The organism is Vibrio ezurae NBRC 102218, from assembly GCF_000467185.1.
Lineage (GTDB): Bacteria > Pseudomonadota > Gammaproteobacteria > Enterobacterales > Vibrionaceae > Vibrio > Vibrio ezurae.
In genome coordinates this window covers 1-14,179 of sequence record NZ_BATM01000041.1, presented here as the reverse complement: position 1 = coordinate 14,179, position 14,179 = coordinate 1, and the positions used below count along the sequence as shown (strand labels likewise).

The following is a 14,179-nucleotide window of genomic DNA, read 5'->3' as shown; positions in this document are numbered from 1 at the left end:
ACGTTTTATCCTAGTTGCTTACTGCTCAATAGTGGCTTCTGAGGTTTCAGAGCGAGTGTTATAGGATTTGTTTGCAGAAAGCTTAAGCTGACTGCTCGCTCGGCTTTCTATCTTAGCCACTAAAGTATCCCAGCGAATACCGCGTTCTTTTTCAAAAAGCGACTCAAAGTTGTCTGAGCTCCATTCATGAAATGCCAGTGGATCAAGGGCGCGTCCCACAAAACGAATCTCATAGTGAAGGTGCGGACCCGTTGAAAACCCAGTATTGCCTGAATAAGCAATTAATTGGCCTTTTTCCACAAAATCACCCGCTTTCACTTTAAACTTTTGCAAGTGAGAGTATGAGCTAGAAAACCCATACGAATGTTGCAGTTTTAAGAAGTTACCCGATCCAACATTACTTGGCCTAACCACTTCAACAACACCATCTGCGGAGGCATACACAGGAGCCCCAGTATTCACAGCGTAATCAATGCCGCGATGCAGCGTCTTTTTACCTGTTTTGGGGTGAATACGATAGCCATAGTGCGAAGACACTCTGACATCCCCAACCGGCGAACCATTGGGGATATTATTGAGCATATTTAAACGAACGGATGAAGTCACAGCAGCAGCATCTAAACGGCTTTCAAGCTCACCGTCTTTATCAGATACGCCAAGTACAACCTCTAAGTCCCCTAACCTATCGGATACTTGCTGCAATCGCTCTTCACGGGCACCAAGATCACTTTCAAGCTCAAGTTTTAGATTTTGTAGCTGCTCAACTTCTTCACTGAGTTTTAATGAGCGGTTTTGCAACTCTGTTTGTTTCGAAACCGCAAAATCCACTTCATTATTGAGATAATAAATAGACACACAGGCAGCAATAATTGCTGCAACCATGAAATAACCGAAGGTTTTAAGACAACGCTGTAATATTTTTCCTAACTGGAAATGACGCGTACCGTCCACGGTGGAAACGGTGACTATCACATGCTCTTTCATTGATACCTTGCTATCTGATTATTTTTTAACCGGACGCATATTTTACTTGAACCATCGAAATCAGCAAGTTTAAATCTCATTTTTGATAGGTTAGCGGATCTTAAAACTCTTTATCAGCAAAACCTGTCACTTCGTCAACACGTAACGCTTTGCCTAGTTTCGTTAAAGGATGCACGACAACTAACCCTTTTACGCGGCGTTTAAGTTGACCCATATCGGCTTGCTCTTGCTTAGTAATTGGGCGAGAAAATGGTTTATCAGAAAGCTCTTTACGTTCTTTGTTTAGATCGTAGCTCTCTTTATGTTTCAGTTGAGCCACTTGTTTTTCAAGTTTTGCCATCTCTCTTTCAAATTGATGAATGATAGATTGATCGCGTCTTTCAATCGCCGCGGCAAGTTTGTGTTTGTATTTATCAATTCGGTTGTTCAGATTTTGGATTTCTTTTTTTGCAGACATTTGCCGCTCCTAGTAAAAAAACGTGCCGTCATAAGACGGCACGTTAAATGGAATAGCTGAAGTATATAGTGTTTGCCGATAAAACGACAAATTGATTACTCAATCAATGCTTAAGATTCAGCTTGCTTGCGAATCGCTTTAAGTAAAACAGAGGTATCCATGCGCCCTAACCCCTCTTCAGATAGCGCTTTGTAGGCATCAGTGCTCGCCTGTGTAAGAGGTAGAGTTAAGTTATGTTGCTTTGCCTCTTCTAAACAAAAACCAAGGTCTTTGATCATCCAGTCGATAGCAAATCCAAAATCAAACTTATCCTGTGCCATGGTTTGCGCACGATTTTCCATCTGCCATGACCCTGCCGCGCCATTTTTCAGGCAATCCACCAGCGTTTGCACATCCAAACCCGATTTCTCAGCCAGCAGTAAGCCCTCAGATAACCCAGTTAACGCGCCTGCGATGCAGATCTGATTAACCATTTTAGCGCGCTGACCTTGACCTGCTTTACCCATCAATACCGATGATTTCGCGTACGCCTCAAACACGGGCTGCATCGCAGCAAAGTCTGATGCTTCGCCACCACACATCACAGTCAGAACGCCATTTTCTGCGCCTGCTTGACCGCCAGACACAGGAGCGTCCATAAATCTTAATTGTGCTTTAGTGCAAGCCTCTAATAACTCTTCGGCAAGGTTGGCAGAAGTGGTGGTATGGTCCACTAAAATGGCGTCAGCTTTCATGTGAGCTAATGCACCAGTTTCTGAGGTAGTCACACTGCGTACATCGTCATCATTGCCGACACAGACCAAAACAACATCCGCGCCAGCAACACACTCAGCAACAGTCGCAAATGCTTGTCCTGTATAGTCAGCAGCCCATTGCTGAGCTTTGCTGGTGGTGCGGTTATAAACGCGCACATCAAAACCGGCTTTTGCTAAATGACCTGCCATTGGGTATCCCATTACCCCTAAACCTAGAAAACTGACTCTCATAATTTGCTCCTGCTTGTCGCGATAGTGTGCTTCTATTCAGGGTACCACGCGTATCAATAAAATTGATGCAAAAAAAAAGAGCAAGCCAATAGCTTGCTCTACAATTCGCAGTCTCCGATCCCATTACATTAGATCAAAGACGATTTACTTAAACTTGAACTATTACAGTTCAGCGTTGTGGTAAACCTGTTGTACGTCATCACAGTCATCAAGAAGATCTTGGAACTTCTGGAATTTCTCTGCGTCTTCACCCGCGATTGGGGTTTGAGTTTGAGGTACGAAAGTGATCTCTTCCACATCCATAGTCAGATCTGGGAAAGCAGCGTTTAATGCTGTTTTAGTCTTGAAGAACTCAGTATGCGGAGCGAATACAGTGATCACACCGTCTTCTAGCTCAACGTCAGTTACGTCAACGTCTTCCATCATAAGAGCTTCTAGAATCACTTCGTCGTCTTCACCTTTAAACTGGAATACCGCTTGGTGATCAAACATGTGTGAAACAGAACCTTCAACACCGATTTTAGCGCCTACTTTAACAAAACATTGGCGAACGTCTTGGAAAGTACGGTTGCCGTTATCGGTTAGACAGTCAACGATAACGCTTGTGCCACCTGGGCCAAAGCCTTCGTAACGTGCTGGTTGGTAGTCTTCACCACCACCGCCATTTGCTTTATCAATAGCTTTGTCGATAACGTGCGCAGGAACTTGGTCTTTTTTCGCTTTAGCAATCAAATGCTTTAGCGACAGGTTCATATCTGGATCTGCACCACCGTTCTTAGCACACATGTAAATTTCTTTACCGTACTTAGAATATACTTTAATTTTTGCGCCAGCTGTTTTAGCCATTGAGGCCTTGCGCACTTCAAAACTTCTTCCCATCGGGATCTACTCTCTAATTCTATGTCTCAGAAAAAGTCACAGTCACCAGCACGCAGCTGGTAATCCAAAAAACTACCTTAACCAATCGTAGCAATTAACTGCTCATTCTAGCGGGTTAAACTGCCGTGATTGGCTTTAAATTCATCATCTGTCGATATTTCGCAACAGACTCATCAAACCAAAGCACGTGTTGTTCGCTTTTAAGCTTGCTGCGTTGCTCTGAAATATCGAGTTCAGTACCCTGCGAGTTTTTGACTTTCCACACCAAATAAGATGCTTGTTTGTCTAACTCAACGCGGTATTTGTCTTCAGCAGGAAGTTTAGAAAGATTTATCGACATGTGAGGTTTTTTATACGAATTCGTGTTGCGTAATATAACACATTTTCAGAGGATGAAAAAACGAGAAAATTTACACTGTAAAGTGGCTAAATTTACGGCCAAAAGCTGAAGTGGAAAAACGTTTATTTGACGAACAAACAGCCATAGACAAACACAACTGACCGAGCATTAAAGTTTGGGTTAGGTAGAAACAAAAATGCATACACTCAATTAAATTAGTGTATGCATTTCAAGACCGTTATTGATGTTGCGTCATCAATGACAGACGGTTATAACGCCACTATCGATTAAGTTTATGCAGCTCAACTCAATACAAATTTAGTGACGGGTAAATTAATGCAACAGCCCCAACTCTCGAGCTTCTTCCAGTGTTAATCCACTTTCCCTGATTTCACGCATTTGTTCTATTCGGCGTCTTGCCTCTGCAGATTTTAACTGTTTATTCGAAGTCGTTGCGGGGGTGGTGTTCAATTCATCCCACGAACCCGCGAGATCTTGCATCTCTTCTCGGCTGATAGAATTAATAGACATCGCTTTGCTCCTAGAATAACAATAATTTATAGGGATTCTTCCCTACTTCTACGTAACAGAATCACGCGCTATTTATCTCATTAGCACTGTTCTTCTGACCTCGATATAGATATCAATCTAACCCCTTTGTGTTAAGTGCTTTAGAACTAAAATGTGATGCAGTTATCAGGGGTATTTTTGTTTTATGAGCATAGACTATGTTTGACTACATTTTAAACAGTTTTGAATTACACTTATTGGGAATCGAATAGGAAAGGATCGTTTTCGTGAATCAACTGGATCGATGGCAACAGCAAGTCTCACATTGGCACAAAGCCCGAAAGCATGATCAAGTAGATGCTCTTGCGCAACTGATTAATAATCCTCCATCAGAGCTATGGGGGCCGGAGTTAACGATTGAGCAAAGCCAAGGGTTAGGATATTGGTTGGACGGCTGTAGTCGAATTTATCAACATTATCAGCAACAAGGGAACGTCTCTGGCGCGTATTCATACTTATGTCTTGCACAAGCACGTCTAGAGTCAGTGGTATGCCGCGCGGAAGTCGATCAGAATATTCGATGTTGCTGTTGCCGAAAACTAGAGCAGATCATGGTGTTGATCGTTGAATTTTGTAAAAAGCAGCACGGGGACAGATGGAAGGTTGAGCTACAAAATCAAATAGAAACGCACATCAAATTTTTAACGCATTACCCATTCAATGAAGCGCCGATCCCGGCACTAAAGCCTTCAAGACCCTTAAAAAATTCCGTATAGATCTTAGATCAACTCAGATCTATACGGAAGCATGATCAAGAGCCTGAGGCGATCTCTCGCAGTACCCGCATTACCGTTTCATCGTAATGACCTTCAAAGATCTGACGACACACTTTACGTCGTACGGCTAAACCTAAGATCAAGCGTTCGATGGACAAATGTACCCCTTCTGAATCTTGGTTGTACAACTCTATAGTGCGGCTCAGAGCTTCGTAGCTTACAACTTTGTCTTCGACTCTCAACCAGTCTAGCTTCTCTAACAGCTCCTGACACTCTTCTCTAATCGAAGTCGGTGAATGTCCGGTCATTGCAGATAATGCGGTTATACTGCGTTCTAGCGCTTCTGGTGATGTATATTTAGTTAAGCTAATAGTGATCTCTTCAGCATTGATCTCCACCAAATGTTTACGCAATTTAACGCGACGACCTAAATGCCCTCGTGGAGAGCTTTTCTTACGTTGGATCGGTTCAAACTCACCATCAATAATTTCGGCCAATTCGTCGAGTTTTTTCTTAGAAACCATTTCGTGGCGCAATGGGTTTGGCAATGTCGGTGCCATATTGCGTTTACCTGCATTGGTGGTTCTCGCTCGAGCATAACGAATCACCTCTTCCGCATTACACTTGATATCCACCTGGTAATCTTTCACTTTACCTTTCGTTTCTAGCATCGTTAGCGTGAGATGATAGCCCCACAAGTTCACGACAAACAGCTCATCATTGCCTTTACCGTTAGACAACTTTTTCAGTTCTCGCAGTAAATCCATTGAGAAACGACGCCATTCAATGTTTCGGGCCAGTTTCTGGTTCAGCTCACTCAATAGCATACTGTCATTGGTGCGACGTGACATTCTGCTTCTGAAATACGAATACAGTTGGAACACCAACGTATGCTGACGTAAAATTTCTGGTGGGAATAAGAAGAAATAATCACGGGTGAGCAGTTCTTCATAAAACGACGGTTCCCACACCAAAATATAGAGATTAGGTTTGATTTTAATCTCGCCGGCTTCGTTCTCAGTTGGCGCTTCTTCCGAGGCGGTAATGGTTCGGGCTAGGAAACGAAAACGATCACTTTTAAAGCCTTCTGGCATGTTCTCACTCAACCATTGCCCCGTAAGCTCATGCAATTGGAAATCCGTGTATTCGATTCTGTCTATGCTGTCACGGATAGAGTCACGTGCGGGGCCACTGTCTTTTTTGCCTCTAAGAGACAAAATATCAGTGATGTACAATGGGGTTTTGTTAGGCGCTATTTGAGCGTTGATATGATAATTATCTTGATGATGATCGTGGTATTGCACTGTTAAGGTAAACAGAGCAAACAATGTCATGAGATCATCCACTGTCATAATATGTTTTGAAGATCGAGTTTCAATCACCGCGCGTGTTCCCGAGATTGAAACCATCGATTTCTGATAATTTTTACGAGTTCTTGGTGGCGCTAACGCTTGATCAATAATACCTGCCCAGTTTGTTGGGGAAACCACAAATTGATCAGCTTCGTCTAGCATTGCTGGTGGATTATTTAATCCATGCTCACTAAGCAGTTGTTTATTTACGTGAGTTTGTGCAAGTGCTTGAGTTTTCTTTTTCTTAGCGGTTTTCTTACTGGTTTCGGTTTGTAAGCTTCCAGTGCCAAGCGTAGTGATAAGTAGTGATGGATTCACAAACTTATGCAGCATGGTTTTTCCTGCTAACCCTGTTTCAAAACGAACGGGGGTTTGCCCAAATAAACCTATGTTTACTGCTGCACGTAGGCGCTGTTGAATGGCTGCTCGAGTAATTTGACCATCTGTCGCGTCAATTAATTCTGTGGTGGAAACCAAACCATCTTTGCTACTCATTCCGCGCAGTGAGATTAAATTCAGTAATTCAATGATGCTTTTGGTAACACCTTTAAAATGTTGATACTGCTCGATCCATTCGATTGCGGCATCATTGACTTCAAATAAATGGCCATCTTTATGACTTCTTGGCGGTTTAATTAAGATCTTACTGTCTTTGGTCATTTATTATCCGTCTACATTTAATCGTAACTTAATCATTGTTCCGTATAGCTTAAGAAAAATTCTTCTAAAAAGAAAGAAAAATTATAAAGGTTTTTTAAAACTGATCTTTATGTTTAAAACTGATCTTATTGATTATGTGATCTAATGATCCGGCAATTATTTTGCTAGTAAGTTGTTGAGTTTATTGGCTTTATTTTTAAGGGCTTACGGAACGATGATCAACGTTATTTCGAAACAATGATCATATGGAAGTCGTAAACATGATCAGTGATTTTCGGAAGTGTGATCAACATAATGAACGAACAATGATCAAGTTAGTATTGAAAGCATGATCATTGAGAGTAAACAACTTATCCACAGCAGGTTAGTATGTTTATTGCACAAATCAGTCGTTGTAAGGTGTCGCATGTTGATCATGCTTTATTTTCAGTTGTCACAAACCTTCAATATGCTGATTTTTAAACGCTTTAAGCTTTGGAAGCATGATCAAGACTAGCATTGATCTGCTGTTCTGCTTAATTTTATCCACGCCAATTTGTTTTCACTCATTGTCTATTGAATGCGGGCCGGCCTCGTTGAGCTCTGCCGCTACACCCAATTTCAATTTTATTTTCAACAAATAGGTGGAAGCATGATCAAGTGAATGGGTTTTTCTTGCTTTGACGATGTATTGATAAATGAATAGAGCTCATTTTATTCGCTATTTTCCGTAAATGCCCATTCTGCTTGATGTTTCCCGTAATCTAGCGAGTAATTTACATGCTTCCGTGTTGAAACTACACTTGATCATCGATCCGAAAAAGATCCTGTTGAGGGGATGTAAACCTTGATCATATGGAATCGATATTCTCTCCACCTATTGCCTTGATCATCGTTTCTTATTTATTGAATTATGTGGCGTTATCTTTATTTTTGCTTTGGAAGAATGATCAAGGTCTTTTCTTGATCATTGTTCCGTTGTTTCCGCTGAAAGTCATTTATTCGCGCTGCTATTAGCGAATGTACTGTACATTGCTCATGAATGGCGCTGTTGCTGGATCATTTTACAAAACACAGACAGTTCGACTTATGGCTCAATAATCATTGCTTTATTTTTATTGGATTACAAATGACCGTAATTCGTACAGCTTTTATCATCGTTCCGTTTGTTACGCCAAAAACTGGATTTTTTATCTCTAGTTACCCTTCCCCACCCTATATTACGCTTTTCTGTCTGTTTACATTGTAAATAAGTGACTCCTGTAACTTTTGAAATCTGTGTCTTTTTCTGAGTACTTATTGGTTTAAAACGAACGTCACTATAAGCATAATACAGGTTATTTATGTGATTTAGCCCATTAATAAATGTTCAGCACTTAATTGAATTATCTTGTATTAGCTGTACAATTAACTTAGTCATACATTTATGGGAAGAATGATGAAAAGAGAATCAACGATAGATAATCTTTATCAATTAGCAGAACAAACAAAACAGGTTCAAGCTGATCGTATTGAAATTGTATTGGAAGAGCGAAACGATGAGCACTTCCCTGCAATGTCTAAAGCATTGATGGAAACTCGCTCTGGCTTGACTCGCAGAAAGCTAGACGACGCTATCAGCAAAATGGAAGCCAAAGGGCATCAATTTACAAAAAACAACGCCAATCATTACTCTATTTCTTTAGAAGAGGCTCATCATTTGATGGAGTCTGCCGGCGTTGAAATGTTTCATGAGCGTAAGCGAAATCAAAACAATAAGCCTTGGGTTGTCAATGTACAAAACCAAAAGGGTGGTACAGGTAAGTCGATGACGGCGGTTCATCTAGCGGCTTGTTTGGCACTGAATTTAGATAAGCGTTACCGCATTTGTCTTATTGACTTGGATCCACAAGGGTCATTACGACTGTTTTTAAATCCACAGATCAGTATTAGCGAGCACGATAATATCTATTCAGCGGTTGATATTATGCTGGATAATGTTCCGGAAGATACCGATGTAGATTTAGATTTTCTGCGTAAGAATGTACTGCTTCCAACGCAGTATCCAAACCTGAAAACCATTTCAGCTTTTCCTGAAGATGCGATGTTTAATGCTGAAGCGTGGCAATCACTGTCTCAAGATCAATCTCTTGATATTGTTAAGCTACTTAAAGAAAAGCTTATCGATAAAATTGCTGATGACTTTGACGTAATCATGATTGATACCGGCCCACACGTAGATCCACTGGTTTGGAATGCCATGTACGCCTCAAATGCGTTATTGATTCCGTGCGCCGCTAAGCGATTGGACTGGGCTTCAACGGTTAACTTCTTCCAGCATTTGCCGACGGTATACGAGATGTTCCCTGAGGACTGGCATGGATTAGAGTTTGTTCGTATGGTGCCAACCATGTTTGAAGACGACAATAAAAAGCAGGTATCGGTTCTGACTGAAATGAACTACCTGTTACAAGATCAAGTGATGATGGCGACCATTCCAAGAAGTCGTGCATTTGAAACTTGTGCCGATACATACAGCACTGTGTTTGACTTAACCCCTGGTGATTTTGAAGGGGGCAAAAAGACGCTCGCAGTTGCGCAAGATGCGGTTCAAAAAAGCGCATTAGAATTAGAACGTGTGCTTCACAGCCACTGGGCGTCATTAAATCAGGAGGATTAAGGTATGGCGATAAAAACATCCGACTTGAACGCTAAATTATTTGGTAAGGCGAACAAACGTAGGGCAACGACGCCTACAGAAGCGCAAACCGCGGCCAAAGAAAACGCGCAAGTGATTGAGCTTGCGGTAGCAGGGCAGGATATGGTGTCCTTCCAGTTACAACGTATTCCTGCCGCGAAGATTGAAGAGCAGACCGTGGTCTTTTCTGACAATGCTCGTGAACAAACGTTTCTTAATGAGCATGCGTTGTCCGATATTCTGGATACTCTCAAAGATCGCGGTCAGCAATATCCTGCGGTCGGCAGAAAGAATAGCCAAGGCCAGATTGAAGTTCTTGATGGTAGTCGTCGTAGAAAGTCGTGTATTTTGGCGGAGAAAGACTTTCTCATCTACGTTGCTGAAGACATTAACAGTGAGCATGCTAAGTTTTTGTCTGACGTCGCTAATGCGCACAAGCCACTTTCTCTGTATGAGCGTGGCCGCGAGATGCAAGCTAAGTTAGATTCAGGTGAAGTGAGTGATCAAAAAGGGCTAGCCGCTCTATTTAAATGCAGTGAAGCCCTCGTCAGTGGTGCGCTAAAGGCGGCATCATTACCTTTGCCTTTATTGCAAGCGTATCCAAACGTAACCGAGCTTGGGCGTCCTACTATTGTTAAGCTGCACAAGCAGTTCAACGAGCTTGAGGAGGCGGCACAGCAAGGGATTTTAGATAAGTGTCAGCAAGGTGGTGCTTACGTTTGGCAACGTTTCAGTGGCATTAGTGAAGCTAAAATTACGAAACAAGTGTCGTTGTTGCTCGAAGGCTGGATTGCCGAAGTTAACGAAAGCACTCACAATGAAGTGAAAAAGCCGGTTGAACTGGTAAAAGGTAAGGCGACTTACGTTCGTAAAGGTCAATCGTTAGCTTTGAATTTGAAAAAAGTAGACGATAGCTTGGCTCAAGAGATCATTCAGTTTATCGAAGCTAAATTGAAGTAAATATAACGTCGCTATAAAGGCCGATATAATAGAGAAAAGTGGGTATCAAGAAATTGATACCCACTTTTTTTATTTGTTCATTGAGGCGTAGGGTTTGACTGTTTTGAGGTCAAATTCTTTTAAAATGGAATAGATGTGGTCAAATAAATCCGCCTGTGCTCTTTCGTAATCCTTAATACTGGTTTTGTTGACGTAGCAATAAACCTCAATTGGCAATCCAAAGCGGTTGCTTTCTAATTGCCTTACAACAATGGTCAAATCTTTAATGACCGCAGGGTGAGTAGCAAGATAGCTCGCGACATACTCACGAAAACAGCCAAGATTCGTCAGGCGTCGAAAATTTATGGGATCGGCATCTTGTGGAAGGGTGCGATTGTATTCTTCTATCTCTTTTTGCTTACGTTGAATATGGGGTTTAAGCAGTCTAAATCGTTGCATTTGTTGCAGCGTCTTCGCATCTAAAAACTGAATACTTTCCGTATCGATAAACAGGGCGCGTTTAATTCGTCTTGCGCCCGTTTCTTCTACACCATACCAGTTAATAAAAGGCTCAGTGACAAGGGTTTGTGACGGTATCATCGCAATGGTGTTGTCCCAGTTTTTCACTTTGACGGTGGTTAATGTTACTTCTTGAACGGTGCCATCCACATTGTGATTGTCCAGTTGAATCCATTCTCCTGTTGAATCCATTCTCCTGTTGAAATCATTTTATTGGCCGCCAGTTGAATACCGGCGATAAACCCCATGATGGTGTCCTTCATGACAAACGCTATCATTCCCGCCATGACACTCACCCCTGAGATCAGGTAGATTGGAGTTCTATCAAGGATATGTGAAATCGTAAGTAGCACTGCTAATGCGACAAAGGCCAGTTTGAAAAATTGCACTATGCCATGCAGTGGTAATCTATTACCGAAGGATTTGCTAGCGAGGATCACTAATGCGATATCAAAAGTGGCAAATAGCGCTCTTAAAACAATAATCGCGGCGCCTATTTCCAAAAAAGCATTAATGGTTTGGCCCAAAATCGTCACTTTAGGAATGATCAATTCAACCGCAGACATGACCAAGTAGTAAGGTAAAATAAACGAAATCTTTTCCGGAAAGTGTTTTAGTTCAATGACTCGCTTTATTTTTTCGTCGTAACTGGCGGTACTTTTGCGCACAAATTTGCGGGAGAACTGACGAACCACTAAATAGGTAAACGCAGAAAACCCAAGGCTGATGAGTATGAGTAAGAGATCGGCCAAAACATCATTGCGATTAAACGTTACGCCGAATAGCGCTAAGAAATCAATCAGTAGATGCCCTAAGTGCTCCGATACCCAAGTAGCGGGTGCAGTTTGTTGTTCCATTCGATAAACCTCCATGTTTTATCTTATTCATATACTAAGCCTTTCATTTACTTAGAGTAAAGGAACATCGCATCAGGTTTGATTTTGTTGTGATATTGCAAGTTTACTTGAGCACTGATTGCATTTTCCGAACCGTTTCTTAGCATTAATTCCTATCGCTATTCTGCTATTCTATGCCAATACTCGACTCATTAACTTAGGTGATTGCTTTGCCATATTTAAACCATGCCCAACAGTTGTTAGCGTTGCAGCGTCAAGCTCAACATAGGTCACATCGATTGGGTGTTGTATTAAAAGGTACGGTGCAATGGCAGCAGCAAGTGCTCGAACAGTTGGGGGAGTTACACTCGTTTGAGCGAGCATTTGTCGTTGGCGACAGATCACTGAGTTATGCACAGACGGTGACGTTTAAGCAGGCTCGCCAGAAACTAGGTCAAGAAAGCGATCTTATCGTGGCTGATCTCAATAGTACCTTTGATGCGAATGGTTTTACCGCAGTAACCGGAACCCTAAAAGGGGGCAGTTTATTGATTGTTCTTCCTTGCACTCATGCCTTGAGTTACTCACAAGGCTGGATTGAGCGTGCTTGTGAGGGGTTTTTAATGTTAGACGAGTCTGCTCCAGCAAAGGCTCTGTCAAACCTAGAGCAAATAAGTCACAGTCACGACAACAGCGACCGCTTTGTACAGCAAAAACGGGCGATTGAAGCAATACATAGAGTCGTGACGGGCCATCGCAAAAGACCATTGGTGATAACCGCAGACCGAGGTCGGGGAAAATCGGCTGCGTTAGGAATTGCCGCCGCACAGATTATTCAACAGTCAAATAAAACGGTGCTGGTTACCGCACCAAGCACGCAAGCTGTGAAAACCTTGTTTGAACATGCCAGTAAAGAACTCGAATTAAGTTCACTAAAAGGTCATACATTGACGTCTGACAGTGGTGGCACATTACGCTTTATTGCTCCTGACGAACTGCTCAGAGAGCCTGTTGCTTGCGATTTATTACTGGTTGACGAAGCTGCCGCTATTCCTTTGCCATTGCTTGAGTCTATTGTTGAGCGTTTTCATCGAACTTGCTTTGCGACCACAGTACACGGTTATGAAGGGTGTGGTAGAGGCTTTTCCATTAAGTTTGCCGCGTGGCTTAATCAGCACCGACCGGGGTGGAAGTCTGTCAAATTGACTCAACCGATCCGCTGGAACCTTGGCGATCCAGTGGAAGCATGGTTATTTGATACGTTTTTACTTGATGCGGAGATTGAACCTTTAGTGTCTTGTGATTATGCCAATGCGCAGCTCTCCCTTGTGGCAATTACAGACTCTGATGACTGTATTTTGTCACTACGAAAAGCGTTTGGTTTATTAGTGAATGCCCATTACCAGACCACACCTAACGACGTATTTCAGCTCCTTGACGATAACAATGTGCGCTTATATCAAGTGTTGTTAGAAGGGCGCGTAGCCGGTGTAATGCTTGGCTATATTGAAGGCGGATTAAACGACTTACAATTGCAAGATATTCAGCTTGGAAAACGAAGACCACCTGGGCATTTAGTTCCAATATCTATGGTGAGCCAATTAGGTGACAATCAACCTGCGTTGCAGCTCAGCCTTAGAGTTATGCGAATTGCAGTTCATCCGCAACTGCAAAGCAAAGGGCTTGGGAGTTGGATGCTGTCGCAACTCTCATCTCGGTTGGACTTGCTACAAACCGATACGCCGGCCTACCTATCGACCAGTTTTGGTGTCACCAAAGAGCTATTTAACTTTTGGCATCGTAACGACTTTGACGCGGTTCGTTTGGGGAGCAAACAAGATCAAGCCAGTGGTTGCTTCTCTGTCACTATGGTTAAACCTTTAAACTCGGCGTTAGCGTGGTCCCCAGAGGCGCAATCTCAGCTAGTGATGAACTTGGTAGATACAGCCTCTGATATTCACTTAAATCTGCCCTCCGAGACACTTGTGGACCTATTATCAAACGCCCTAGAGAGTCGTGCCGATTTGAATGAGCGCCATCGTCAATTGCTAACGAACTATGCACAAGGCGGCGCGAGTTTTGAAGCAACCCGAGTCATAGTGCAAGGCGCACTGCTGGGGAAAATGACTTCGAACCGCATTCGGTCTAGTGACCGTCATGCTCTTTTAATTATCACGGATTTAGTCATTAAGAAACTTAGCTGGGAAGCTTTGTGTAAGAAGTATGGATTTACCGGTCGCAAACAAGCAGAAACTCAGTATCGTGACGCTATTGCTCAAGCTCTG

Annotated in this window: 13 protein-coding genes; 4 read left to right on the top strand and 9 right to left on the bottom strand. The window is 42.5% G+C overall.

The features are described from left to right. Positions 1-18: 18 nt before the first annotated feature. The 6 genes from VEZ01S_RS12870 to VEZ01S_RS12845 form a co-directional block, all read right to left on the bottom strand. Positions 19-984 (bottom strand): M23 family metallopeptidase, encoded by a 966-nt coding sequence (locus VEZ01S_RS12870; protein WP_021714482.1) that lies wholly within the window; start codon positions 982-984, stop codon positions 19-21. Positions 985-1,084: 100 nt separating this feature from the next. Then, entirely contained in the window at positions 1,085-1,441 is a 357-nt protein-coding gene (locus VEZ01S_RS12865) for a YibL family ribosome-associated protein (RefSeq protein ID WP_021714481.1), read from the bottom strand. A gap of 110 nt (positions 1,442-1,551) precedes the next feature. Further along, positions 1,552-2,427 carry an NAD(P)-dependent oxidoreductase gene (locus VEZ01S_RS12860; protein WP_021714480.1) on the bottom strand — a complete coding sequence of 292 codons (876 nt, stop codon included), beginning with the start codon at positions 2,425-2,427 and terminating at the stop codon, positions 1,552-1,554. Positions 2,428-2,589: 162 nt separating this feature from the next. Beyond that, positions 2,590-3,306 (bottom strand): YebC/PmpR family DNA-binding transcriptional regulator, encoded by a 717-nt coding sequence (locus tag VEZ01S_RS12855; protein WP_021714479.1) that lies wholly within the window; start codon positions 3,304-3,306, stop codon positions 2,590-2,592. 115 nt (positions 3,307-3,421) lie between these two features. Beyond that, on the bottom strand, positions 3,422-3,646 hold the full coding sequence (locus tag VEZ01S_RS12850; RefSeq protein ID WP_021714478.1) for a DUF3283 family protein: 225 nt from the start codon (positions 3,644-3,646) through the stop codon (positions 3,422-3,424). Positions 3,647-3,979: 333 nt separating this feature from the next. Next, positions 3,980-4,177: a PA3496 family putative envelope integrity protein gene (locus VEZ01S_RS12845; protein ID WP_021714477.1), complete on the bottom strand. Its 198-nt coding sequence runs from the start codon at positions 4,175-4,177 to the stop codon at positions 3,980-3,982. Between the two features lie 266 nt (positions 4,178-4,443). On the opposite strand from VEZ01S_RS12845, the gene VEZ01S_RS12840 reads away from it, so the two are divergent. Next, complete coding sequence (locus VEZ01S_RS12840; protein ID WP_021714476.1) at positions 4,444-4,932, top strand: hypothetical protein; 489 nt, start codon at positions 4,444-4,446, stop codon at positions 4,930-4,932. A gap of 35 nt (positions 4,933-4,967) precedes the next feature. Here the strand turns inward: VEZ01S_RS12840 and VEZ01S_RS12835 are convergent, their stop codons facing one another. Continuing rightward, positions 4,968-6,944: a replication initiator protein RctB domain-containing protein gene (locus VEZ01S_RS12835; protein ID WP_021714475.1), complete on the bottom strand. Its 1,977-nt coding sequence runs from the start codon at positions 6,942-6,944 to the stop codon at positions 4,968-4,970. Between the two features lie 1,417 nt (positions 6,945-8,361). Between VEZ01S_RS12835 and VEZ01S_RS12830 the strand changes: the two genes are divergently transcribed. Continuing rightward, complete coding sequence (locus VEZ01S_RS12830) at positions 8,362-9,582, top strand: AAA family ATPase (RefSeq protein ID WP_021714474.1); 1,221 nt, start codon at positions 8,362-8,364, stop codon at positions 9,580-9,582. Between the two features lie 3 nt (positions 9,583-9,585). Further along, positions 9,586-10,560 (top strand): ParB/RepB/Spo0J family partition protein, encoded by a 975-nt coding sequence (locus tag VEZ01S_RS12825; protein ID WP_021714473.1) that lies wholly within the window; start codon positions 9,586-9,588, stop codon positions 10,558-10,560. Between the two features lie 69 nt (positions 10,561-10,629). On the opposite strand, the gene VEZ01S_RS16995 is transcribed toward VEZ01S_RS12825, so the two are convergent. Together VEZ01S_RS16995 and VEZ01S_RS16990 are read right to left on the bottom strand one after the other, a co-directional pair. Continuing rightward, positions 10,630-11,250, bottom strand: a complete 621-nt coding sequence (locus VEZ01S_RS16995; protein WP_021714472.1) for a mechanosensitive ion channel domain-containing protein — start codon at positions 11,248-11,250, stop codon at positions 10,630-10,632. After that, the gene (locus tag VEZ01S_RS16990) at positions 11,184-11,915 is read right to left on the bottom strand and encodes a mechanosensitive ion channel family protein (RefSeq protein ID WP_021714471.1); all 732 of its coding nucleotides are present in this window, start codon (positions 11,913-11,915) and stop codon (positions 11,184-11,186) included. Before VEZ01S_RS16990 ends, VEZ01S_RS16995 begins: the two co-directional genes overlap by 67 nt. 209 nt (positions 11,916-12,124) lie before the next feature. On the opposite strand from VEZ01S_RS16990, the gene VEZ01S_RS12815 reads away from it, so the two are divergent. Further along, on the top strand, positions 12,125-14,179 hold a 2,055-nt coding region (locus VEZ01S_RS12815), incomplete at its 3' end, for a tRNA(Met) cytidine acetyltransferase TmcA (protein ID WP_040890901.1).

Coding starts and splice junctions, on each gene's coding strand:
- VEZ01S_RS12830 (WP_021714474.1), top strand. CDS start 8,362: ATGAAAAGAGAATCAACGATAGATAATCTTTATCAATTAGCAGAACAA.
- VEZ01S_RS12850 (WP_021714478.1), bottom strand. CDS start 3,646: ATGTCGATAAATCTTTCTAAACTTCCTGCTGAAGACAAATACCGCGTT.
- VEZ01S_RS16995 (WP_021714472.1), bottom strand. CDS start 11,250: ATGGATTCAACAGGAGAATGGATTCAACTGGACAATCACAATGTGGAT.
- VEZ01S_RS12835 (WP_021714475.1), bottom strand. CDS start 6,944: ATGACCAAAGACAGTAAGATCTTAATTAAACCGCCAAGAAGTCATAAA.
- VEZ01S_RS12825 (WP_021714473.1), top strand. CDS start 9,586: ATGGCGATAAAAACATCCGACTTGAACGCTAAATTATTTGGTAAGGCG.
- VEZ01S_RS16990 (WP_021714471.1), bottom strand. CDS start 11,915: ATGGAACAACAAACTGCACCCGCTACTTGGGTATCGGAGCACTTAGGG.
- VEZ01S_RS12860 (WP_021714480.1), bottom strand. CDS start 2,427: ATGAGAGTCAGTTTTCTAGGTTTAGGGGTAATGGGATACCCAATGGCA.
- VEZ01S_RS12870 (WP_021714482.1), bottom strand. CDS start 984: ATGAAAGAGCATGTGATAGTCACCGTTTCCACCGTGGACGGTACGCGT.
- VEZ01S_RS12855 (WP_021714479.1), bottom strand. CDS start 3,306: ATGGGAAGAAGTTTTGAAGTGCGCAAGGCCTCAATGGCTAAAACAGCT.
- VEZ01S_RS12845 (WP_021714477.1), bottom strand. CDS start 4,177: ATGTCTATTAATTCTATCAGCCGAGAAGAGATGCAAGATCTCGCGGGT.
- VEZ01S_RS12865 (WP_021714481.1), bottom strand. CDS start 1,441: ATGTCTGCAAAAAAAGAAATCCAAAATCTGAACAACCGAATTGATAAA.